The sequence below is a fragment of the Methylobacterium sp. WSM2598 genome, assembly GCF_000379105.1.
GTDB lineage: Bacteria > Pseudomonadota > Alphaproteobacteria > Rhizobiales > Beijerinckiaceae > Methylobacterium.
The window spans coordinates 3,271,773-3,293,933 of record NZ_KB900609.1 but is presented as its reverse complement, the minus strand read 5'-3'; the positions used below and the strand labels follow the sequence as shown (position 1 = coordinate 3,293,933).

21 protein-coding genes and 1 other RNA gene are annotated in these 22,161 nt (G+C 73.9%); 10 read left to right on the top strand and 12 right to left on the bottom strand.

From position 1 onward, the window contains the following. Positions 1-121: 121 nt before the first annotated feature. From truA to ffs, 7 genes are all read right to left on the bottom strand, one after another. A complete protein-coding gene (gene truA / locus MET2598_RS0115585; protein ID WP_018261474.1) occupies positions 122-874 on the bottom strand; it encodes a tRNA pseudouridine(38-40) synthase TruA in 753 nt (250 codons plus the stop codon). 4 nt (positions 875-878) lie between these two features. Further along, positions 879-1,811, bottom strand: coding sequence for a methionyl-tRNA formyltransferase (gene fmt / locus MET2598_RS0115580; protein WP_012333979.1), 933 nt, complete (start codon positions 1,809-1,811; stop codon positions 879-881). Between the two features lie 13 nt (positions 1,812-1,824). Further along, the gene (def, locus tag MET2598_RS0115575) at positions 1,825-2,346 is read right to left on the bottom strand and encodes a peptide deformylase (protein ID WP_012333980.1); all 522 of its coding nucleotides are present in this window, start codon (positions 2,344-2,346) and stop codon (positions 1,825-1,827) included. A gap of 92 nt (positions 2,347-2,438) precedes the next feature. After that, positions 2,439-3,044: a recombination mediator RecR gene (gene recR / locus MET2598_RS0115570; protein WP_012333981.1), complete on the bottom strand. Its 606-nt coding sequence runs from the start codon at positions 3,042-3,044 to the stop codon at positions 2,439-2,441. Between the two features lie 149 nt (positions 3,045-3,193). Further along, complete coding sequence (locus tag MET2598_RS0115565; RefSeq protein ID WP_012333982.1) at positions 3,194-3,517, bottom strand: YbaB/EbfC family nucleoid-associated protein; 324 nt, start codon at positions 3,515-3,517, stop codon at positions 3,194-3,196. A 55-nt stretch (positions 3,518-3,572) separates the two neighbouring features. Continuing rightward, complete coding sequence (locus MET2598_RS0115560) at positions 3,573-5,390, bottom strand: DNA polymerase III subunit gamma/tau (protein WP_018261473.1); 1,818 nt, start codon at positions 5,388-5,390, stop codon at positions 3,573-3,575. 64 nt (positions 5,391-5,454) lie between these two features. Continuing rightward, positions 5,455-5,551, bottom strand: an RNA gene (gene ffs / locus MET2598_RS38415) — signal recognition particle sRNA small type. 136 nt (positions 5,552-5,687) lie between these two features. Here ffs and MET2598_RS0115555 point away from each other — a divergent pair. The 4 genes from MET2598_RS0115555 to recD2 all read left to right on the top strand — a co-directional run bounded on the left by MET2598_RS0115555 (position 5,688) and on the right by recD2 (position 11,854). Next, entirely contained in the window at positions 5,688-6,683 is a 996-nt protein-coding gene (locus MET2598_RS0115555) for an alpha/beta fold hydrolase (RefSeq protein ID WP_018261472.1), read from the top strand. A 100-nt stretch (positions 6,684-6,783) separates the two neighbouring features. Beyond that, positions 6,784-9,138, top strand: coding sequence for a penicillin acylase family protein (locus MET2598_RS0115550; protein ID WP_018261471.1), 2,355 nt, complete (start codon positions 6,784-6,786; stop codon positions 9,136-9,138). A 106-nt stretch (positions 9,139-9,244) separates the two neighbouring features. Further along, positions 9,245-9,598 (top strand): hypothetical protein, encoded by a 354-nt coding sequence (locus tag MET2598_RS0115545; protein ID WP_012333986.1) that lies wholly within the window; start codon positions 9,245-9,247, stop codon positions 9,596-9,598. 45 nt (positions 9,599-9,643) lie between these two features. Next, the gene (recD2, locus tag MET2598_RS0115540; RefSeq protein WP_018261470.1) at positions 9,644-11,854 is read left to right on the top strand and encodes an SF1B family DNA helicase RecD2; all 2,211 of its coding nucleotides are present in this window, start codon (positions 9,644-9,646) and stop codon (positions 11,852-11,854) included. Between the two features lie 117 nt (positions 11,855-11,971). Here the strand turns inward: recD2 and MET2598_RS0115535 are convergent, their stop codons facing one another. Next, the gene (locus tag MET2598_RS0115535; RefSeq protein ID WP_012333988.1) at positions 11,972-12,475 is read right to left on the bottom strand and encodes a DUF2244 domain-containing protein; all 504 of its coding nucleotides are present in this window, start codon (positions 12,473-12,475) and stop codon (positions 11,972-11,974) included. A gap of 53 nt (positions 12,476-12,528) precedes the next feature. Between MET2598_RS0115535 and nth the strand changes: the two genes are divergently transcribed. Beyond that, the gene (gene nth / locus MET2598_RS0115530) at positions 12,529-13,278 is read left to right on the top strand and encodes an endonuclease III (protein ID WP_026190748.1); all 750 of its coding nucleotides are present in this window, start codon (positions 12,529-12,531) and stop codon (positions 13,276-13,278) included. A 147-nt stretch (positions 13,279-13,425) separates the two neighbouring features. Here nth and pdeM read toward each other — a convergent pair whose 3' ends face one another. Genes pdeM through hrcA form a run of 3 tightly spaced genes read right to left on the bottom strand, consistent with a single transcriptional unit; the run spans position 13,426 to position 17,819 of the window. Then, complete coding sequence (gene pdeM, locus MET2598_RS0115525; protein ID WP_018261468.1) at positions 13,426-14,139, bottom strand: ligase-associated DNA damage response endonuclease PdeM; 714 nt, start codon at positions 14,137-14,139, stop codon at positions 13,426-13,428. 39 nt (positions 14,140-14,178) lie between these two features. Next, on the bottom strand, positions 14,179-16,719 hold the full coding sequence (locus MET2598_RS0115520) for a ligase-associated DNA damage response DEXH box helicase (protein WP_018261467.1): 2,541 nt from the start codon (positions 16,717-16,719) through the stop codon (positions 14,179-14,181). After that, the gene (gene hrcA, locus MET2598_RS0115515; protein WP_012333992.1) at positions 16,716-17,819 is read right to left on the bottom strand and encodes a heat-inducible transcriptional repressor HrcA; all 1,104 of its coding nucleotides are present in this window, start codon (positions 17,817-17,819) and stop codon (positions 16,716-16,718) included. Before hrcA ends, MET2598_RS0115520 begins: the two co-directional genes overlap by 4 nt. 170 nt (positions 17,820-17,989) lie before the next feature. Here hrcA and rph point away from each other — a divergent pair, with 170 nt between their 5' ends. Beyond that, the gene (gene rph, locus MET2598_RS0115510) at positions 17,990-18,703 is read left to right on the top strand and encodes a ribonuclease PH (protein ID WP_018261465.1); all 714 of its coding nucleotides are present in this window, start codon (positions 17,990-17,992) and stop codon (positions 18,701-18,703) included. A 3-nt stretch (positions 18,704-18,706) separates the two neighbouring features. Beyond that, positions 18,707-19,339: an RdgB/HAM1 family non-canonical purine NTP pyrophosphatase gene (gene rdgB, locus MET2598_RS0115505; RefSeq protein ID WP_012333994.1), complete on the top strand. Its 633-nt coding sequence runs from the start codon at positions 18,707-18,709 to the stop codon at positions 19,337-19,339. 33 nt (positions 19,340-19,372) lie between these two features. On the opposite strand, the gene MET2598_RS0115500 is transcribed toward rdgB, so the two are convergent. Continuing rightward, on the bottom strand, positions 19,373-19,798 hold the full coding sequence (locus MET2598_RS0115500) for an organic hydroperoxide resistance protein (protein WP_012333995.1): 426 nt from the start codon (positions 19,796-19,798) through the stop codon (positions 19,373-19,375). Between the two features lie 231 nt (positions 19,799-20,029). Between MET2598_RS0115500 and MET2598_RS0115495 the strand changes: the two genes are divergently transcribed. The 3 genes from MET2598_RS0115495 to arfB all read left to right on the top strand — a co-directional run. Further along, positions 20,030-20,530 (top strand): MarR family winged helix-turn-helix transcriptional regulator, encoded by a 501-nt coding sequence (locus MET2598_RS0115495; protein WP_012333996.1) that lies wholly within the window; start codon positions 20,030-20,032, stop codon positions 20,528-20,530. A gap of 156 nt (positions 20,531-20,686) precedes the next feature. Continuing rightward, positions 20,687-21,802, top strand: coding sequence for an alkene reductase (locus MET2598_RS0115490; protein ID WP_018261463.1), 1,116 nt, complete (start codon positions 20,687-20,689; stop codon positions 21,800-21,802). Positions 21,803-21,881: 79 nt separating this feature from the next. Next, positions 21,882-22,161: alternative ribosome rescue aminoacyl-tRNA hydrolase ArfB (arfB, locus tag MET2598_RS36590; protein WP_018261462.1), on the top strand; the 280-nt coding region annotated here is incomplete at its 3' end.

Below are 22,161 nucleotides of genomic sequence, written 5' to 3'. Positions count from 1 at the left end.
AAGCGGATCCCGGATCCCAAGCCCGCGCGGCGCCTGAGCGAAGCCGACATCCGCATGGCCGAAATGGGAGATGCGAAGCCATCAACCGGATGTCGTATGACCCGAGGCGGACCGGCCGCCGCTACGGGCCGGGCTCCGGGTAGTCGACGCCGGTCAGGGTCAGGCCGGCGGCCGGGGCGAGCGGGCCGCAGCGGGTCCGATCCCGGGAGTCGAGCACGGCCCGCACCCCGGCGGCGTCGAGCCGGCCGCACCCGGCCAGCATCAGGGTGCCGACCATCCCGCGCACCTGGTGATGCAGGAAGGAGCGGGCCGAGGTGGCGACCAGGATCTCGTCGCCGATCCGCGCCACGTCGAGCTGGTCGAGGGTGCGCACCGGGCTGTTCGCCTGGCACTCGGCGGCCCGGAAGGCGGAGAAATCGTGCCGGCCGAGCAGGGTCTGCGCCGCCGCGTGCATGGCGTGCGCGTCCAGGGCCCAGGGCACGTGCCAGAGATAGGCCCGGCCGAGGGCCGGCGGGCTGCGGCGGTTCAGGATCCGGTAGCGGTAGTGGCGCCTCAGCGCCGAGTGGCGGGCGTCGAAGTCGGGGCGCACCCGCTCCGCGCTCACGACCGCGACCGGCTCCGGCCGCAGATGGGCGTTGGACGCGTCGCGCACCGTGTCGGTGCGCCAATCGCGGTCGAGGTCGAGGTGGACGACCTGGTGGGTGGCGTGCACGCCCGCATCGGTGCGGCCCGCGCAATGCACCCGCACCGGCGCGCCGGCGAAGCGCGCGATCGCCTCCTCCAGGGCCTGCTGCACCGTCCGGTCGGCGGCTTGGCGCTGCCAGCCGGCGAAGCCGCTGCCGTCGTACTCGACCACGAGCTTGTAGCGGGGCATCGGATCAGGCGAGGCGGGTGCCCGGCTCCAGGCGCCGGCCGCGCAGGAAGTCGGCCGCCTCCATCGCCGCCTTGCCGGCGGGCTGCACCCGCAGGAGCCGCAGCGCGCCCTCGCCGCAGGCGACCGTGCCGGCCTCGTCGAGCAGCGTGCCCGGCGCCCCCGAACCCTCGGCGCTGCGCGCGCGCAGCACCTTCACGCGCTCCGGCCCGCGCCCGAGATCGGCGAGGAAGAAGGCGCCCGGGAAGGGCGAGAGCCCGCGGACCCGGTCGTGCAGGCGGGCGGCCGGCGCGGTCCAGTCGAGCCGCGCCTCCTCGTTGGTGATCTTGTGCGCGTAGACGACGCCCTCGGCGGGCTGGGGCGTGAAGGTGAGTCCGCCGCGCTCGAGCGCCCCGAGCGCCCGGTGCATCAGGTCGGCGCCGAGCGGCATCAGCCGGTCGTGGAGGTCGCCCGCGGTCATTTCGGGGGAGATGGCGACGCGCTCCAGCATGGCGACCGGGCCGGTATCGAGGCCCGGCTCCATGCGCATCACGGCGACGCCGGTCTCCGCGTCGCCCGCCATCACGGCCCGCTGGATCGGCGCCGCGCCGCGCCAGCGCGGCAGGATTGAGGCGTGGAGGTTGAGGCAGCCGAGGGGCGGCGCGTCCAGGATCGCCGGCGGCAGGATCATCCCGTAGGCGACCACCACGGCGACGTCCGCCCCGTGGGCCCGGAAGGTCTCGGCGGCCTCGGGGCCGCGCAGGGTCGAGGGCGTCAGCACGGGCAGGCCGAAGCGCTCGGCGAGGGCCTGGACGGGCGAGGGCCTGAGCGCCATGCCGCGGCCGGCCGGAGCCGGCGCGCGCGTGTAGACCGCCACGACCTCGTGCCCGCCCCCCACGATCTCGGCGAGCGTCGGCACCGCGAAGTCCGGGGTGCCCATGAAGACGACCTTGAGGGACATGCCGGCGACCGCGTCAGGCCGCTTCCTGGCCGCGCTTGGCCGCCTTGGCGAATTTCTTCATCACCCGGTCGCGCTTCAGCTTCGAGATGTGGTCGATGAAGAGCACCCCGTTGAGGTGGTCGAGCTCGTGCTGGAGGCAGGTGGCGAGGAGCCCGTCCGCCTCCTGCTCCACGGTCTCGCCGTCGAGGGTGCGGAAGCGGACCCGCACCCGGTCGGGCCGCACCACCTCGGCGTAGTATTCGGGGATCGACAGGCAGCCCTCCTCGTAGGCGCGGGTCTCCTCGGAGGACCAGACGATCTCCGGGTCGATCAGCACGAGGGGGGTGCGCGCCTCCTTGTCCTTGGAGGTATCGATGGTCACGATGCGGGTCGGCTCGCCGACCTGGATCGCCGCGAGGCCGACGCCCGGGGCGTCGTACATCGTCTCCAGCATGTCGGCCGCGAGCTTGCGCACCTCGCCCGTGATCGTGCCGACCGGTGAGGAGGTCACGCGCAGGCGCGCGTCCGGAAGGATGACGAGGGGGCGGATGGTCATGGGGTAAACCGGGTCAGGGCGCCGACGGGCGCCGCGCATGTCCCGTCGAGATAGGGATTCGGGCTGCCCGGGTCAAATCCGCGCGACGGCCCTCAGAAGGCGGTGCGCTGACGGATCGCCGCGGAGAGCGTGCCCTCGTCGAGATAGTCCAGTTCGCCGCCGACCGGCACGCCGTGGGCGAGCTTCGTGACCTTCACGGGCAGGTGCGCCAGGAGTTCGGTGACGTAGTGGGCGGTGGTCTGCCCGTCCACCGTGGCGCTGAGGGCGAGGATGATCTCGCGCATCTCCGGCACGCTCGCCCGCTCGACGAGCCGCGCGAGGTTGAGGTTCTCCGGGCGGATGCCGTCGAGGGCCGAGAGGATGCCGCCGAGCACGTGGTAGCGGGCCGTGACCGCGCCCGAGCGTTCCAGCGCCCAGAGATCCGAGACGTCCTCGACCACGACGAGCATCGAGGGATCGCGGCCGTGGTCGCGGCAGATCGTGCAGGGGTCGCAGGTGTCGACGTTGCCGCATTCGCGGCAGGTGACGATGCGCTCGGAGGCGACCCGCATCGCCTCGGCGAGGGGGCCGAGCAGGGTGTCGCGCTTCTTGATCAGCTGCAGGGCGGCCCGCCGCGCGGAGCGCGGGCCGAGGCCGGGCATGCGGGCCAGGAGCTGGATCAGGCGCTCGATCTCCGGACCGGCGACGGCTTGCGGCATGGACCATCCCTGGACGCTGGGCGCGGGCTCCCCGGGCCCGCACGGGTTTCGACGGGAACGGGCCGCGTCGCCGACGCGCGGGGGACCCGCCCGGCGCGAGGAGCGCCGCGAGGCTGCGAGCGACGGTCCGGAGCCCGCCCTCGCCGGAATCAGAACGGCAGCTTCATGCCGGGCGGGAGCGGCAGGCCCTTGGTGAGTTCCTGCATCCGCTCCTGGGCGGCGCGCTCGCCCTTGGCGCGGGCGTCGTTCACCGCCGCCACGATCAGGTCCTCCAGGATCTCCTTGTCCTCCCGCACCAGGAGCGAGGGGTCGAGGGTCACGCCCTTCATGACGCCCTTGGCGGTCATCGTCACCGTGACGGCCCCGCCGCCGGCCGCGCCCGAGACCTCGACCGCGTCGAGTTCGTTCTGCAGGTCGGCCATCTTCTGCTGCATGGCCTGGGCCTGCTTCATCAGGCCCATGATGTCGCGCATGACGAGTCCTCCGGCGGTCGCATCCGCCCAATGTGGGGCAGGGGAGCCGCGGCCGCTACTGGTCCGCCTCCGGCTCCTCCGGGGCGCTGAATTCCTCGGGGCTGAATTCCTCGGCGGGTGCCTCGGGCGGCCTCTCCCGCACATCCACGATCTGGGCGCCCGGGAAGCGCTTCAGCACCTCCTGCACCAGGGGATGCGCCGCCGCGCCCTGGTGGCGGCTCTCGCGGGCGGCCTCGGCCCGGGCCGCCAGCGTCGCCTCGCCGGTCTCCCGCGACAGGGCCACCACCCAGCGCCGCCCCGTCCAGAGGTCGAGGGCGCGGGCGAGGTCGTTGGCGAGGCTCGGGCGGCCCGCCTCGGCGAGGCGGAACTCGATGCGGCCCTCCTCGAAGCGCACGAGGTGCACGTCGCGCTCCAGGGCGGCCTTGAGGCCGATGTCGCGCTTGGCCTCCGCGAGCCCCACCACGTCCTCGAAGCGCCGCAGCCGCAGGGCCGGCTCGGCCGCGTGCTGCGCCTGCGCCGGGGCGGCGGCCGGGCGGGCCGCCGCGGCGGATTGCGCGGGGCGGGCGTCCGGCAGGGCGCGCAGGGCGGGGCCGGGCGGGGCGGCGGGCAGAGGGCGGCCGGCGGGCGGGACCGCCGCGCCGCCGCCTTCCCGCACCTGCCGCAGGGCCTCGTCCGGGGTCGGCAGGTCGGCGGCGTAGATCAGGCGCACCAGCGCCATCTCGGCCGCCGCGAGGGGACGGGGCGCCGCCTGCACCTCGGGAATCGCCCTGAGCAGGATCTGCCACGCCCGCGACAGGGCCCGCACCGAGAGCCGGTCCGCGAAGTCGCTGCCGCGGCCCCGCTCGGCCTCGCTCAGGGCGGTGTCGGCGCGGGCGGTCTCGGGCGCGACCTTCAGGCGGGTGACGAGGTGCGTGAAGCCGGCGAGGTCCTGCAGCACCACCGCGGGATCGGCGCCGGCCTCGTACTGACCGTGCAGTTCCGCGAAGGCGGCGGGCGCGTCGCCCCGCATGGCGGCCTCGAACAGGTCGATGATCCGCGCCCGGTCGGCGAGGCCGAGCATGTCGCGCACGGTTTCGGCCGTGACCCGGCCCGCGCCGTGCGCGATCGCCTGGTCGAGGAGGGAGAGCGAATCGCGCACCGAGCCCTCCGCCGCCCGCGCGATGGCGGCGAGCGCCTCGGGCTCCACCGCCACGCCCTCGGCGTCGCAGATCCTGTGCAGGTGGGCGACGAGCGTGCCCGCCTCGACCCGGCGCAGGTCGAAGCGCTGGCAGCGCGACAGGATCGTCACCGGAACCTTGCGGATCTCGGTGGTGGCGAAGACGAATTTCGCGTGCGGCGGGGGCTCCTCCAGCGTCTTCAGGAAGGCGTTGAACGCCTTCTCGGACAGCATGTGGACCTCGTCGACGATGTAGACCTTGTAGCGCGCCGAGACCGGGGCGTAGCGGATGCCGTCGATGATCTGGCGGACGTCGTCGATGCCGGTATGGGAGGCGGCGTCCATCTCCAGCACGTCGATGTGCCGGGATTCCATGATCGCCGCGCAATGCAGGCCGAGCGTCGGCATCCGGATCGTCGGGCCGGCCTTCGCGTCCCCGGCGAGGGCGTAGTTGAGCCCGCGCGCCAGGATGCGGGCGGTGGTGGTCTTGCCCACCCCGCGCACGCCGGTGAGCATCCAGGCCTGCGGGATGCGCCCGGCCTCGAAGGCGTTCGCCAGGGTGCGCACCATGGCACCCTGGCCGATCAGGTCGTCGAAGCTCTGGGGGCGGTACTTGCGCGCCAGCACCCGGTAGGGCGCGGCGGCCGGCGCCGCCGGCGGGGCCAAACCCGGGAAACCCGGCTCGTCGGTCGAGGGCGTGCCGGTGGTCTCGTCCATGCGCCGCGGTCGCGGAGGGCGGCGGAGGCGGGGGTTGCCTCGCGCGCGCGCTCGGGGAGATGAGGGTGGGAGGCTGGACGAGAACCCGCTCGTTCTCGTTAGGGCTGCTTCCTTCCGGACCTGACCCGGTTGGCGAGTGAAACGTCCCCCGCCAACCTCCCGGCGCCTATATGAGCGGCCGGCGGCGGAAACGCAAGCGCGGCTCCGCGCGGTCCTCGTGCCCCAACCTCGGCCCCGCCGCGCGTTGTCATTCCCCGGAGCGCGGCCCGCCGCGCGTCCACCCGCCCGGAGACATCGATGTCGCACCTTGTCCGCGCCGGCCTCCTCGTCCTCGCCCTCGGCGGTCCCGGACAGGCGGCCGGGCCCTACGGGCCGGAACTCGAAGGCTTCGCCTACCCGCACGAGGTCCGCCGCCACGCCTTCTCGTCGCAGGGGCAGGGGCTGACGATGGCCTACATGGACGTGGCGCCCGCCACGCCGAACGGCCGCACCGCCGTACTGCTCCACGGCAAGAATTTCTGCGCCGCCACCTGGGAGCGGACCATCGCGGTGCTGAGCGAGGCCGGGTTCCGGGTGATCGCCCCCGACCAGGTCGGCTTCTGCAAATCGACCAAGCCCGCGGGCTACCAGTTCAGCTTCGAGCAGCTCGCGACCAACACCAGGGCGCTGCTCGACTCCCTCGGCATCGCCAAGGCGACGATCATCGGCCACTCGATGGGCGGCATGCTGGCGGCCCGGTACGCGCTGATGTTCCCCTACTCTGTCGACCAGCTCGTCATGGTCGATCCGCTCGGCCTGGAGGATTGGCGCGAGAAGGGAGTACCCTATACACCGATCGACGTCCTTTACGCCCAGGAGCGCAAGACCAGCGCCGAGAGCATCAAGGCCTACCAGCTGAAATTCTACTACAATAACCAGTGGAAGCCAGAATACGATCGCTGGGTCGAGATGCAGGCCGGTCTCTACGCGGGCCCGGGCGGGGACCGGGTGGCGTGGAATCAGGCGCAGCTGTCGGACATGATCTTCACGCAGCCGGTGGTGCACGAGTTCGAGCGCCTGCGCGTGCCGACCATCCTGATCGTCGGCGGCAAGGACCGCACCGCGCAGGGCGCCAACCGGGTCCATCCCGACCTCGCCGCCACCCTCGGGCGCTATGACCAGCTCGGCCCCGACGTGGCCAAGCGCATCCCGGACGCCAAGCTCGTGGAATTCTCCGAACTCGGCCACGCGCCGCAGGTCCAGGCGCCGGACGAGTTCCACGAGGCCCTGCTCAAGGAACTGGCGGGGCGCTGAGCGCGGGCGGGTGCCCGCCGGGCGCCGGGCGCAGACCTGACCCGATTGGACAGGGAAGGCCGCGCTGCCGACACTGGCGGCGCGGCACGAAGGAGCAGCGATGGCGCCGGCAACCCTGACCCTCGACGTCCCGGGGCTGGAGCACCCGGCCGAGATCCGCATCGACCGCTGGGGCGTCCCGCACATCCGGGCGCTTTCCCGCCGCGACGCCTTCCTGGTCCAGGGCTTCAACGCGGCGCGGGACCGGCTGTGGCAGATCGATCTCTGGCGCAAGCGCGGGCTCGGCCTGCTCGCGGGGGATTTCGGGCCGGGCTACCTCGCGCAGGACCGCGCCGCGCGGCTGTTCCTCTATCGCGGCGACGAGGCCGCCGAGTGGGCCGCCTACGGCACCTCGGAGACGCGCGCCGTCGCGGAGGCCTTCGTCGGCGGGATCAACGCCTTCGTCGGCCTGACCGAGGCGGATCCCGCCTGGCTGCCGCCGGAATTCACCCGGATGGGCACCCGGCCGGCGCGCTGGCAGGCCCTGGACGTCGCGCGCATCCGCAGCCACGCGCTCACCCGCAACGCCCCCTCGGAGGTCGCCCGCGCCCGGCTCGCGGCGCAAGGCGGCCTGGCCCTCGACCGCTTCCGCAAGATCCTGGCGCCGGACCACCGGCCGGCCGTCCCGGAGGGGCTCGACCCGGCGCAGGTGCCCCCGGAGGTCATCGACGCCGTGCGCCTCGCGACCGCCGGCGTTGGCTTCCGGCCCGACCGGCTGCTGGCGGGGCGGGACGAGGCCGAGACCTGGACCTTCGTGGACGAGTTCGGCGCGGTCGGCCCGGCCCGGCGCCCGCCGGAGGACGGGCCGCCCGACGGCTCGAACAACTGGGCCGTGGCGCCCTCCCGCACGGCGACCGGGCGGCCGATCCTGGCGAGCGACCCGCACCGGGCGATCACGCTCCCGTCGCTGCGCTACGTCGTGCACCTCAGCGCGCCGGGCCTCGACGTGATCGGGGCGGGCGAGCCGGCCCTGCCGGGGATCTCGATCGGCCATAACGGCCGGGCGGCCTTCAGCCTGACCATCGCGCCGATCGACCAGGAGGATCTCCTGGTCTACGAGACCCACCAAGACGACCCCGACCTCTACCGCTACGGCGAGGGCTGGGAGCGGATGCGGATCGTGACCGAGACCGCCCCGGTCCGGGGCGGGCCGGAGGCGCAGCACCGCCTCGCCTTCACCCGCCACGGTCCGGTCGTGCACGAGGACCGGGTGGGGCGCCGGGCCTTCGCGCTGCGCACGGTCTGGACCGAGCCCGGCACCGCGGCCTATCTCGGCAGCCTCGCCTATCTCGACGCGGACAGCCCGGAGGCGTTCGGCGCTGCCCTGCGCCACTGGTCGGCGCCGAGCGTCAACCACCTTTACGCGGACGTGTCCGGGCGGATCGGCTGGTTCGTGGCCGGCAAGGCGCCGCGCCGCCCGAACTGGGACGGCCTGATGCCGGTGCCGGGCGACGGCCGCTACGAGTGGGACGGCTTCGTCGCGCCCGAGGATCTGCCGCGCCGCATCGACCCGCCGGAGGGGTTCGTGGCGAGCGCCAACGAGATGAACCTGCCGGAGGGCTACCCCCACCGCCTCGGTCACGAGTGGCACGAGCCCTGGCGGGCGCGGCGCATCCGGGCGGTGCTGGCGGGGCAGCCGCGGCACGGCCTCGCCGATTCGGCGGCCCTCCAGGGCGACGATCATTCGCACCCGGCCCTGGCGCTCGCCGGGCTCGCCCGCGAGGCGCTCGGCGGGGAGGCGGGCCCGCTGCTGCGCGAGCCCCTGGCGCTGCTCGCCGGCTTCGACGGGCGCCTGCGCGAGGAATCCGCGGCGGCGGCGCTGCTCGAGATCTGGTGGGTGCACCATCTGCGCCCGGCGCTCCTCGCGGCGCTCGCGCCCGACCGGGCCACGGCGGAACTCCTCGCCCCCGGCGACACCGAGGCGCTGCTCGGGCTTCTCGGCGCGCCCGCGCCGCCCCTCGACCGCGCCGCGCGCGACCGGATTCTCGGCCGGACTCTCGCGGAGGCCTTCCGCGACGCCGCCGCCCGCCTCGGCGCGGATCCGGCCGGCTGGGCCTGGGGGCGCCTGCACCACGCCCACCTCGTCCACCCGCTCGCGCCGCTCGGCTTCTCGGGCCACGACGTCCCGCGCCTGCCGCTCGGCGGCTCGGGCGTCACGGTGATGTATGCCGGCTACCGCCCGGACACGTTCCGGGTCACCCACGGCGCCTCCTTCCGCATGGTGCTGGATGTCGGGGAGTGGGACGCGAGCCTGTTCGTCAACGGGCCGGGCCAGTCGGGCGACCCGCGCTCGTCCCACTACGCCGACCACGCCGAGACCTGGGCCGGGCGGGGCCACCTGCCGCTCCTCTATTCCCGGGCGGCGGTGGACGGGGCGACGCGGCAGCTGATCCGGCTCGTGCCGGGGCGGGCGTGAGCCCGTCCCTGTACGCCGGCCGAACGCGTCCCTCAGGCCGGCTTCATCCGGCCCACACCATGATCCGGACCGTGACAGCCCCCCGGCTGCCCCGGAGTCCCCGGCCATGACACGTCTCCTCCGCCTGGGCGCCTGCGCCGCCCTGGTCCTCCTTGCCGCCCCCGCTCTCGCGGCCGATCTCGACGGGCCGCCGATCGCCCATGGCGGCCGCCCGGATTGGGCCCCGCCTCCGCCTCTCGCGGAGGGCGGGGAGACCTGCCGGGTCTTCGTGCGCCGCCGCATCGGCCCGGACGGCGAGGAGCGCATCCGCCGGGTGCGCGTCTGCGAGGAGGCCGCGGAGGCCCGCCCGCACTGGCACCACCGGCCGTGGCGCGAGGAGGGAGAGCCCGGCGACCGCTTCCCGTCGCGCGCGCCGGGCGCGGCGCCGATCCCGCCGGAGGAGGTGCCCGAGCGCTGGTAGAGGGTTGCGCCGGGCCCGGGCCGCCCCGATCTTGGCCCTGACCCGATGCTTGGATCCTCCACCTCGCGCCGGCCGGCCCGGGCCGGCGCCGCCGACGCGCCCCGCGACGCCCTCGCGGGGTCGATCGAGCGCGTCACCTTCCACAGCGCCGAGACGGGCTTCTGCGTCCTCAAGGTGAAGGCCCGCGGGCGGCGCGACCTCGTCGCGGTGGTGGGCCACGCGCCGGCGGTCGCGGCCGGGGAGTGGATCGCCGCCACCGGCGCCTGGGTCAGCGACCGCCAGCACGGGCTGCAGTTCCGCGCCGACACCCTGGCCTGCACGCCCCCGACCGGGTCGGAGGGAATCGCCCGCTACCTCGCCTCCGGCCAGATGCGCGGCATCGGCCCGCAGATGGCCAAGCGCATCGTCGCGGCCTTCGGCAGCGAGACCTTCGCGGTGATCGAGGCGAACCCTGAGCGCCTCACCGAGGTGCCGGGGATCGGCCCGACCCGGGCGGCGCGGCTGGTGGCGGCCTGGGCCGAGCACCGCGTGGTGCGGGAGATCATGGTGTTCCTGCACGCGCACGGCGTCGGCACCGCGCGGGCCGTGCGCATCCACAAGACCTACGGCGCCGAGTCGATCGCCGTGATGAGCGAGGATCCCTACCGCCTCGCCCGCGACGTGCGCGGCATCGGCTTCCGGACCGCCGACGCCATCGCCGCCAGGCTCGGCCTGCCGCCGACCGCCCCGGCGCGGCTCCGGGCCGGCCTCGCCCACGCGCTGCAGGCCGCGATGGACGAGGGCCATTGCGCCCTGCCGGTGCCGGACCTCGTGGCGCGGGCGGCCGACCTCCTCGGCGTCGACCCGGGCCTCACCCGCACGGCGCTCGCGGAGGAGCTGGGCGGCGACGCGATCGTGGCGGACACGATCGGCGGCGAGACCCACGTCTTCCTGCGCGGGCTGCACGCGGCCGAGCGGGCGATCGGCGAGCGCCTCGCCGCCCTCGACGCCGCGCCGCTGCCCTGGGGCGAGATCGCGGTCGACCCGGCCCTCGACGCCGTCGAGGCCGAGACCGGGCGCCGCCTCTCGCCCTCGCAGCGCGAGGCGGCCCGCACGGTGCTCTCCGCCAAGGTCGCGGTGATCACCGGGGGGCCCGGCGTCGGCAAGACCAGCACGCTCGACGCGCTGCTGCGCCTGCTCGGCGGCGTCGAGGCCGAGGTGCTGCTCGCGGCGCCGACCGGGCGCGCCGCCAAGCGGATGAGCGAGCAGACCGGCCGGCCCGCCAAGACGCTGCACCGGCTCCTCGAAGTCGATCCCGTCCGCGGCGGATTCCAGCGCTCCGAGCACGATCCCCTGCGCTGCGACCTCCTCGTGGTGGACGAGGCCTCGATGATCGACGTGCCGCTGATGAACGCGCTCACCCGGGCGCTGCCCCGGCACGCGGCGCTCTGGCTCGTCGGCGACGTGGACCAGCTGCCCTCCGTCGGGCCGGGGCAGGTCCTGGCCGACGTGATCGCCTCGGGCGCCGTCGCGGTGGCGCGGCTCACCGAGGTGTTCCGGCAGGCGGCGGAGAGCCGGATCATCGTCAACGCCCACCGCATCCGGGCCGGGCGGATGCCGGAGGGCAGCGCCGATGCGTCCGGGGACTTCTTCCTGGTCGAGATCGAGGACCCCGAGGTCGGGGCGGAGCGGCTCGTCGAGATCGTGACGCGGCGCATCCCCCGCCGCTTCGGTCTCGATCCGGTGCGCGACGTGCAGGTGCTCTGCCCGATGACCCGCGGGGCGCTCGGCAGCCGCCACCTCAATCACGCCCTGCAGCAGGTGCTCAATCCGAACCCGCCGCTCGCCGTCGAGCGCTTCGGCTGGCGCTTCGCGCCGGGCGACCGGGTGATGGTGGTGCAGAACGACTACGACCGCGACGTCTTCAACGGTGATCTCGGCGTGGTGGCGCGGCTCGATCCCGAGGAGGGGGTGCTGATCGGCAGCTTCGACGGGCGCGAGGTGGCATGGCCCTTCGACGAGCTCGACGCCCTCGCCCCGGCCTACGCGATCACGATCCACAAGGCGCAAGGGTCGGAATACCCGGCCGTGGTGATCCCGGTGGCGCTGCAGCACTACGCGATGCTCGCCCGCAACCTCCTCTACACGGGCGTGACCCGCGGCAAGCAGCTCGTGGTGCTGGTGGCGCAGAAGAGGGCGGTGGCGATCGCCGTGCGGGGCGGGACGATGCGGCCGCGCTTCACGAAGCTGCGGGAGTGGCTGCGCCGAAAGACCTGATGCGGGTGGAACGAGGCCTGCCGCAGCATCGGCGCGCGCTGCGTGTCCGGGCGGCCCTCCTGGCGAATCGGCCGCTCGCTCGGAACCCCCTCTTCACGTCATAATCCCTTTTTCACGTCATAATCCCTTTTTCACCTGGGCCAGCGCCCGGGTCATGCCCTCCGCGATGGTCTCGCGCTCGGGCGGGGAGGCGTCGCGGGCGACCAGCACCCGCTGGCCGCGGGAGACGATCGCCAGGATCTGCAGCCCGTACTCGTCGTCCTCGACCTTGTGCAGGCGGCTCCACAGGGGATTGAAGCGCCACTCGGCCCGCTCGCCCCGGGGGCTGACCCGGGCCAGCAGGATCTCGATCGGGCTGATGATCACCTGCTCGAAGGAGCGCCCGCGCCGCATGCTGACGCTGAGCGCGACCCACAGGGCCAGCATGTCGAGGCCGAAGAAGCCCGCGATCGGCCAGAAGCCCTGGCGCAGGAAGACGAGGCTCGTCACCAGCGACACGAGACAGCACCCCGCCATCACGGCCTGGAACCCGGCCCGGCCGAGCGAGCAATGGGGCCGGATCACCGCCGAGAAGACCGGGCGCTCGAACGAGTCCGGATCGCGCCCGTCGGGATGGCGCATGGACGGCCCCTCCTGTCCCTTGCCGCTCTGCATCGGCTCAATATAAGGCGGCTATGACGCCACGAAAGCGCGACGCTCCCACGAAAGTGAAGGCGGCGGGGGCGGCCCTGGTCGCGCCCCCGACCGTGCCCCCGACCGCGCCCGCGCGGGCGCCCGAGCCGGTGGACGTGGCGACCCTGGCCGAGATCTTCGCGCGGCTGAGCGCCGCCAACCCGTCGCCGCGCTCGGACCTGGAATACCTCAACCCCTACACGCTCCTCGTCGCGGTGGTCCTGTCCGCCCAGGCGACGGACCGGAGCGTCAACCTCGCCACCCGCGACCTGTTCGCGAAGGCGGATCATCCGGCCGCGATGCTGGCGCTGGGCGAGGAGGTGGTGCGCGCGCATATCCGCACCATCGGGCTGTTCAACACCAAGGCCAGGAACGTCATCGCGCTCTCGGCGATCCTGGTCGCGGAGCATGGCGGGGCGGTGCCGCGGCGGCGCGAGGACCTGGAGGTGCTGCCGGGGGTCGGCCGCAAGACCGCGAGCGTGGTGCTCAACGTCGCCTTCGGCGAGCCGACCATCGCGGTGGACACCCACATCTTCCGGGTCTCGAACCGGATCCCGCTGGCGCCCGGCGCCACGACCGACAAGGTGCAGGAGGGGCTCGAGGCGATCGTGCCCGAGCCCTACCGGCTCAACGCCCATCACTGGCTCATCCTGCACGGGCGCTACACCTGCAAGGCGCGCAAGCCGGAATGCTGGCGCTGCGTCATCGCGGACCTGTGCCGCTACCCGGACAAGACGGCGGCCGGGGCGTGACGCGCGCGGGGCGGCGCCGGGGGCCGGGCTCCCCGGCGCGGTTCCGCGGCCGGCGTCCATCGCCGGTGCCGGATCGGCTCTCGCGCCGGTCCGCTCGTGCCGGTCCGAACCCCGGAGCGGGACGGGCGCGGCCCGCGCGGCCGCCGCTCACTCCCGGACCAGCATCGCCCGCCCGATCGCGAACAGGCGGCCGTCGCCGAGGAGATGCGCCGTGAGCCCGGTCGGGAACAGCGCGTCGAAGGCGGGGCTGCGCACGTTGAGCCCGCCCGTATAGGCGCCGAAGGCCGGCATCACGAGGCGGGTCGCGTCGGTCGCGAAGCAGCGGCGGCGCACCGCCCGCCCGCGCATCACCACCTTGCCGACCGGGTGCAGGTGGCCCGCCACCTCGCCCGGCGCGGCCCCGTCCCGCGGCTCGTGGCGCAGCACCAGCCCGCCGAGCGCCAGCGCGTCGGCGAAGCGCCCGCCGATGCCGTCCTGCACGGCGCGGTCGTGGTTGCCGTTGATCCAGACCCAGTCGCGCCCTTCCTGCAGGGCGGCGATCAGGGCGTGGTCGCCCGGATCCATCCGGCCCGGGCCGCCCGCATCGTGGAACGAGTCGCCGAGCGCCACCACGCGGGCCGGGTCGAACCGCGCCACCACCTCGTGCAGGGCCGCCAGCGTCTCGCGGGTGTCGTAGGGCGGCAGGAACTGGCCCGAGCGCGCCGCGAAGGAGGAGCCCTTCTCCAGGTGCAGGTCCGAGACCACCAGGGTGCGGTGCGCGTCGAGCCAGAGGGCGCCGCTCAGATCGAGGGTGAGGGCTTCGCCGGCGAGGGTCAGGGCAGGGGTCTTGCGCGTCTTGTCGAGCTTCAGGGCCGGCTTCACTGCGTCTCTTCCTTGGAGCCGGGGCCGGGCTCGTCGCGGTCAGGACAGCGCCTCGTCGAGCAGCGCCGCCTCGGCCTCGGCCAGAATCTCGTCGGCCCCCTCCCCGTAGACCCGCTCCCGCCCGATCTCGAGCATCACGTTCACGGAGAGGGGCGAGACGCGGTCGAGCGCCTTGTGGATGATTCGCCCCTGGATGCGCGACAGCATCATGCCGAGGCGGCGCACGTCGAGGAGTCCGGTTGCCGCATCCTGGCGCGCCGCCCGCAGCAGCAGGTGGTCGGGCTCGTGCTTGCGCAGCACGTCGTAGATCAGGTCGGTCGAGATCGTGACCTGCCGGCCGGTCTTGCGCAGGCCCGGATGGTGGCGCTCGATCAGCCCGGCGATGACCGCGCATTGCCGGAAGGTGCGCTTCATCATGGCGGATTCGTCGAGCCAGGCTTCGAGGTCGTCGCCGAGCATGTCCTGCGCGAAGAGCGCGTCGAGGAAGCCGGGCTCGCGACCGATCCGCTCGGCCACGTCGCGGCTGCCGAAGATCGCCAGCCCGTAATCGTTGGCCGCGAAGCCGAGGGGGCGCAGCCCCGCCCGCTCGAGGCGGCGGGTCAGCAGCATGCCGAGCGTCTGGTGGGCCAGGCGGCCCTCGAACGGGAAGCAGGTCAGGTAGTGGCGGGACCCGCGCGGAAAGGTCTCGACCAGGAGGTCGCGCGGGCCGGGCAGGATCGAGCGGCGGCGCTGCTGCAGCAGGTAGTCGGCGACCTGGGCGGGCAGCCGGTCCCACTCGAACGGGTCGGCGATGAGCTGGCGCACCCGGGCGGCGAGGAAGGTCGAGAGCGGGAATTTCGCGCCCGCGTAGCTCGGGATGGCCGGGTCGGTGCCCGGCGCGCCGCGGGTGACCAGCGCCTCGTCCTCGTGCAGGCCCTCGAAGCGCAGGATCTCGCCCGCGAACAGGAAGGTGTCGCCGACCGTCAGGGTCTCGGCGAAATCCTCCTCGATCTCCCCGAGCACCCGGCCGCCCCGGGGCAGGATCGTGCCGGGCTTGCCCCGCACGCCCCGGGCGAGCCGCACCTTGACGTGGGTCGATTCGATGATCGTGCCGACATTCATCCGGTAGGCCTGCGCCGCGCGGGCGTCGCGCACGCGCCACAGCCCGTCCGGGCCCCGCAGGATCTTGGCGAAGCGCTCGTAGGCGCGCAGGGCGTAGCCGCCGGTGGCGACGAAATCGACCACCTGCTCGAAGTCCTCGTAGGCGAGGCCCGCATAGGGCGCGGCCGCGCGCACCTCCTCGTACAGGTCCTCGACCGCGAAGCCGCCCGCGCAGGCCATGCCGAGCACGTGCTGGGCGAGCACGTCGGGGGCGCCGAGGCGCGGGTCGGGCGTGTCCTGGGCGGCCTCCTCCACGGCGTCGAGGGCGGCGCGGCACTCCAGGATCTCGAAGCGGTTCGCCGGCACCAGGTAGGCCCGGGAGGGCTCGTCCATGCGATGGTTGGCGCGGCCGATCCGCTGCATGATCCGGCTCGCGCCCTTCGGCGCCCCGACATTGACCACGAGGTCGACGTCGCCCCAGTCGATGCCGAGGTCGAGGGTGGCGGTGCAGACGACGGCGCGCAGCCGCCCCTCCGCCATCGCGGCCTCGACGCGGCGGCGCTGCGTGGCGTCGAGGGAGCCGTGGTGGAGCGCGATCGGCAGCGCGTCCTCGTTGAGCTTCCAGAGCTCCTGGAAGGTGTACTCCGCCTGCAGCCGCGTGTTGACGAAGACGAGCACCATCCGGTGCTGCCGGATCAGGTCGTAGATCGCCGGCATCGCCTGCCAGGCGGTGTGCCCGGCGAGCGGCAGGGCGCGGCTCGCCTCCAGCAGGCGCAGGTCGGGCCTCGCCCCGCCCGAGACCGTGATCAGCTCGGCGAGGCGCGGTTCGGGCGCCTGCGGGACGAGGTAGCGCTGCAGCGCCTCCGGCTCGCGCACGGTGGCCGACAGGCCGGTGGCGGCGAGGCCCGGCGCGAGGCGGTGCAGGCGGGCGAGGCCCAGCGCCAGGAGGTCGCCGCGCTTCGAGGTCACCAGCGCGTGCAGCTCGTCGAGGATGACCCGCTTCAGGCCGGCGAACAGGGTCTTGGCCTCCCGGTGGGCGATCAGCAGCGCGAGCTGCTCGGGCGTGGTCAGCAGGATGTCGGGCGGGCGCTCGATCTGGCGGGCGCGCTTGTGGGCGGGCGTGTCGCCGGTGCGGGTCTCGACGCGGATCGGCAGGCCGATCCCCGCGACCGGCGCGTCGAGGTTGCGTGCGATGTCGACGGCGAGCGCCTTCAGGGGCGAGACGTAGAGCGTGTGGAGGCCGCGCGCGCCGGGCGGCCGCTCCGCGAGCTCGACCAGGGTCGGCAGGAAGCCCGCCAGGGTCTTGCCGGCCCCCGTCGGCGCCACGAGCAGCGCCGAGCGGCCCGCCCGGGCGGCGGCGAGCAGAGCGAGCTGGTGCGGCCGCGGCGACCAGCCCCGCGCCGAGAACCAGGCCAGGAAGGCGGGCGGCAGCGCGGCCGCGTCGGCGGCCGGCGCGGGCGGGCGCGTCCCGCGCCGGGGCCGCCCCCGCGCGGCGCTCACGCCCGGCCGCTCTCCAGCATCCGGGAGACGAGCCGGGCGGTGAAGTCCACCATCGGCACGATGCGGGCGTAGTTGAGCCGGGTCGGACCGATCACGCCGACGACCCCGACGATCTTCTGGCGGCCATCCCGGAACGGCGCGGCGATCATCGAGGAGCCGGAGAGCGAGAACAGCTTGTTCTCCGAGCCGATGAAGATGCGCACGCCCTCGCCGCCCTCGGCGCGCGTGAGGAGGTCGATGACGTCCTTCTGGCTCTCCAGGTCGCTGAACAGCAGGCGGATCCGCTCCAGATCCTCGGCGGCGCGCAGATCCTCCAGCAGGTTGGCCTGCCCGCGGACGATCAGCTGGCGCTCGTCGGAGGGCCCGACCGAGCGGGCGAGCCCCGCCTCGACGAGCCGCTCGGTGAGGGCGTCGAGTTCCCGCTTCATCGCCTCGCGCCCGGTCTCGATCTCGGCGCGCACCTCGCCGAGCGTCCGGCCCCGGATGCGGGCGTTGAGGAAGTTCGACGCCTCCTGCAGGGCGCCGGACGGGAGCCCGAGGGGCAGGTCGACGAGGCGGTTCTCCACCGAGCCGTCCTCGGAGACGAGCACCACCAGGGCGCGCCCGGGATCGAGCCGCACGAACTCGATGTGGCGCAGGTTGGCGTTCTGCTTCGTCGTGACCACGACCCCCGCCCCCCGCGAGATGCCCGACAGCATCACGGTCGCCTCCGTGAGCGCGGTCTCGAAGGTGTGGCGGGAGGCGGCGGCGCGCATCTGCGCCTCGATCCGCCCCTGCTCCTCCTGGCCGACATCCCCGAGTTCGAGCAGCGCGTCGACGAAGAAGCGCAAGCCCGTCTCGGTCGGCAGACGCCCCGCGCTGGTGTGCGGGGCGTAGATCAGGCCCGCCTGTTCGAGGTCCGCCATGACGTTGCGCACGGAGGCCGGCGACAGCGTCATCGGCAGGATGCGGGCGAGGTTGCGCGAGCCCACCGGCTCGCCCGTCGCCAGGTAGCTCTCGACGATCTGGCGGAAGATCTCGCGCGAGCGCTCGTTCAACTCGGCGAGGCTGCGGGCTTGGCCTGAGCCGGCAGGCAGGGGAGGAGGATCTCGCGTGTTCATCAAAAGGTTGAAAGCCGAGGCACTCTAATGTGAGGCGGACCGCAGCCATTCGCAAGCGCACGAGAAGCCGCGGCGCGTCCCGGCCGCCGCCCGGCTCGGGCGAGCGGCTTGCCGGACTCTGCGCCACCGCCTAAGAGCGCGTGCCCGTCCCGGTCCCCAAGGAGAGCCCGATGCGTCCATCCAAGCGTGCGCCCGACGAACTGCGCAAGGTCACGCTGGAGAGGGGCGTCGCCCGCTACGCCGAAGGCTCCTGCCTCGTCACCTTCGGGGAGACCAAGGTGCTGTGCACGGCCTCCCTGGAGGAGCGCGGCCCGCCCTGGCTGCGCGGCTCGGGCAAGGGCTGGGTCACGGCCGAGTACGCCATGCTCCCGCGCGCCACGCACGAGCGCAACCGGCGCGAGGTCACGGCCGGCAAGCCCTCCGGCCGCACCCAGGAGATCCAGCGCCTGATCGGCCGCTCGCTGCGGGCCGTGGTCAACCTGCCCGCCATCGGCGAGCGTCAGATCGTCGTCGATTGCGACGTGCTGCAGGCGGATGGCGGCACCCGCACCGCCTCGATCACCGGCGCCTGGGTCGCCCTGCACGAGTGCTTCACCTGGATGCGCGGGCGCTCGATCATCTCGGTCGACCCGATGCGCGACCACGTGGCGGCGATCTCCTGCGGCATCCACAAGGGGATTCCGATCCTCGACCTCGACTACGACGAGGATTCGGCCGCCGACACGGACGCCAATTTCGTGATCACCGGCTCGGGCGGCATCGTCGAGGTGCAGGGCACCGCCGAGATCGCGCCGTTCTCGGAGGAGCAGTTCCTCGGGCTGCTGCGGCTCGCCAAGGCGGGCGTGGCGCAGCTCGTCGCGCTCCAGAAGCAGGCGGTGGGCTAGGCGATGGGGCGTCGCCTCACCGGCCGGGTCGTGATCGCGACCCACAACGGCGGCAAGCTGCGCGAGATGCGCGAATTGCTCGCCCCCTTCGGCGTCGAGGCGGTCTCGGCCGGCGAACTCGGCCTCGCCGAGCCCGAGGAGACCGGCGTGATGTTCGCCGAGAACGCCGCCATCAAGGCCCGGGCCGCCGCGTCCGCCGCCGGCCTGCCGGCCTTCGCGGACGATTCCGGCCTCTGCGTCGACGCCCTCGACGGCGCCCCCGGCCTGTTCTCCGCCCGCTGGGCGGGGCCGTCGAAGGATTTCGGGCAGGCGATGGAGCGGGTCGAGCGCGAACTCGCCCTGCGCGGGGCGACGAACCGGCGGGCGCATTTCGTCTCGGCCCTCGTCCTGGCCTGGCCGGACGGGCACGAGGAGCTGTTCGAGGGACGGGTCTTCGGCGAACTGGTCTGGCCGCCCCGCGGCAGCCGCGGCTTCGGCTACGACCCGATGTTCAAGCCCGACGAGAGCCCGCTCAGCTTCGGCGAACTCGGCGCCGAGGAGAAGCACGGGATCGACTGGGCGAACGGCCGCGCCCTGTCCCACAGGGCGCGCGCCTTCCTGAGCCTCGCGGCCTCCTGCCTCGGCCCCCGGGCCTGACCGGTCGGGGGCCGGGCCGGCCGCCGGCGCGGATCAGACCACGTCGAGCCCGACGTCGACGTTGCCGCGGGTGGCGTTCGAGTAGGGGCAGACCTGGTGCGCCTTCTCGACCAGCCCCTGGGCGGTCGCGCGGTCGAGGCCCGGCAGCGCGACCTTCAGGTTGGCGGTGATGCCGAAGCCGCCCTCCGAGCGCGGGCCGATCCCCACCGTCGCGGTCACGGTCGCGTCGGCCGGCACCTTGATCTTCTCCTGACCGGCGACGAACTTGATCGCGCCGAGGAAGCAGGCCGAGTAGCCGGCCGCGAAGAGCTGCTCGGGATTGTTGCCCTCGCCCCCGCCGCCGCCGAGCTCCTTCGGAGTCGTCAGCTTGACGTCGAGGCTGCCGTCGGCGGTCTTGGCGCGGCCGTCGCGGCCCCCGGTGGCGGTGGCCTGAGTGGTGTACTTCACGTCGACGGACATGGATGCCCTCCATGGATGCGCGGGCGCAACGGCCCGGTGGGTCCGGCCAGCCCTCGCGAGCCGGCGGATTTCATATAGCGCGCTAATTCATAGCGTGCAATTTGTTTTCTGGGCGGCGAAAGCGTATCGTTCCCCTTGCAACCTGCCGTGACAGGAAGTGGGACCCGCACGTTCCCGCTGCGCCGCGGCGGAGGCACCGAGCGGGCCGGCGCCGGGTCGATGGAGGCGGACATGTCGGGTTCACCTGCCGAGGTCGCGGCGACGCGCGGCGCGCCGGCCACCGGCGACCTGCATCTCGCGCAGCAGATCTGCTTCGCGGTCTATTCGGCGGCGCATGCCTTCAACCGCATCTACAAGCCTCTCCTCGACGGCCTCGGCCTGACCTACCCGCAATATCTCGCCCTGCTGGTCCTCTGGGAAGAGGACGGGCAGACGATGAAGGCGATCGGGCAGCGGCTCTACCTCGATTCGGGGACGCTGACGCCGCTGATGAAGCGACTGGAGGCCGGCGGATTGGTGAAGCGGGCCCGCGACGGCGCCGACGAGCGGCTGATGCGGATCACGCTGACGGAGGCCGGGAGGGCTCTCCGCCAGAAGGCGCTGCCCTTTCCGCACGAGATCGTCTGCGCCACCGGGCGCACGCCGGCGCATCTGGAGGCGCTGCGCGACGAGATCGTCGCTTTGCGCGACGCGCTCCACGCCCACGCCGCCCCCGAGCGCGACCTGTCCTGACCGCTCGGCATGTGCGCCAGCGCACCGGCCCGCCCGGCGGGGCGGCCCGGGAACCTTTGCGCGCGGGCGGGACTGACCATCTCAGGGCGGTCCGGCCAGCCCGGACGCAACGGTGGGGGCCGCGCTGAGGCCCCTTCGCGGAGTTCGCACGCAAGCATGACCACCGACATCCTCTTCCGGCCGCTGACCCTCGGCGCGCTCCACCTCCAGCACCGGGTCGTGATGGCGCCGCTGACGCGCATGCGCTCGCGCCAGCCCGGCGACGTCCCGCAGCCCCTGAACGCCGAGTATTACGGCCAGCGCGCCAGCCGCGGCGGCCTCGTGATCGCCGAGGCGACCGACATCACCGCGCAGGCCCGCGGCTATCCGGGCGCCCCCGGCATCTACACGCCGGAGCAGGTCGAAGGCTGGCGGGCGGTCGCCGACGCGATCCACGCCAAGGGCGGCTTCCTGTTCATCCAGATCTGGCACACGGGCCGGATCTCGCATTCCTCGATGCAGCCGGGCGGGGCCCTGCCCGTGGCGCCCTCGCCGGTGCCGGCCCCGGGCCAGCACATGGACGCCCGCTTCAACCCGGTGCCGTTCGAGACGCCGCGCGAACTCGCCGAGGCCGAGATCGCCGAGATCGTCGGCCAATTCGCAGAGGCCGCCCGCAACGCCCGCGCGGCGGGCGCGGACGGGGTCGAGATCCACTCGGCGAACGGCTACCTGATCGACCAGTTCCTGCAGGACTCGACCAACCGCCGGACCGACCGCTACGGCGGCGCGATCGCGAACCGGGCCCGCTTCCAGCTCGAGATCGTCGACGCCGTGACGGCGGCGATCGGCGCGGACCGGGTCGGCATCCGCATCTCGCCCTGGGGCAGCTTCAACGGCATGAGGGACAGCGATCCCGGCGCCCTGTTCGACCACGTCACGGCCGAACTCGGCCGGCGCGGCCTCGCCTACCTGCACGTGGTCGAGCCGCGGGCGGACCAGACCAGCGACGTGAACGCCCTCGACCCGAACGCGCCGGACGCGGCCGCGCGCTTCAAGCGCCGCTTCGGCGGGCCGCTGATCGCCGCGGGCGGCTTCACGCCCGCGACCGCCGCCGCCGCGGTGGCGGGCGGGGACGTGGACGCGGTCGCCTTCGGCCGGCTGTTCATCGCCAATCCGGACCTGCCCGAGCGCATCCGGCGCGGGGCCGGCTTCAACCGCTACGACCGCGCGACCTTCTACGGCGGCGACGCGCGGGGCTACACCGACTACCCGGCCCTGTCCTCGGCCGCCTGACCGCTCGGTCGGGGGCGCCGGCTTGTGCCGGGCGCCCCCGCGCGGCAAGTCTCGCGCGACCTCACGTCGGAGACCTGCCGTGGCCCTCGATTGCACGCCCTCGATCAGCATCGACGAGTCGGAGCTGGAGGAGAGCTTCGTGCGCGCCTCGGGGCCGGGGGGGCAGAACGTCAACAAGGTGGCGACCGCGGTGCAGCTGCGCTTCGACGTGCGCCGCTCGCCCTCGCTGCCGAACGCGGTCGCGATCCGCCTCATGAAGCTCGCCGGCCGGCGGCTCACCGCCGAGGGCGTCCTCGTCATCACCGCGCAGGAGCACCGGACGCAGGACCGCAACCGGGCCGAGGCGCGCGAGCGGCTGG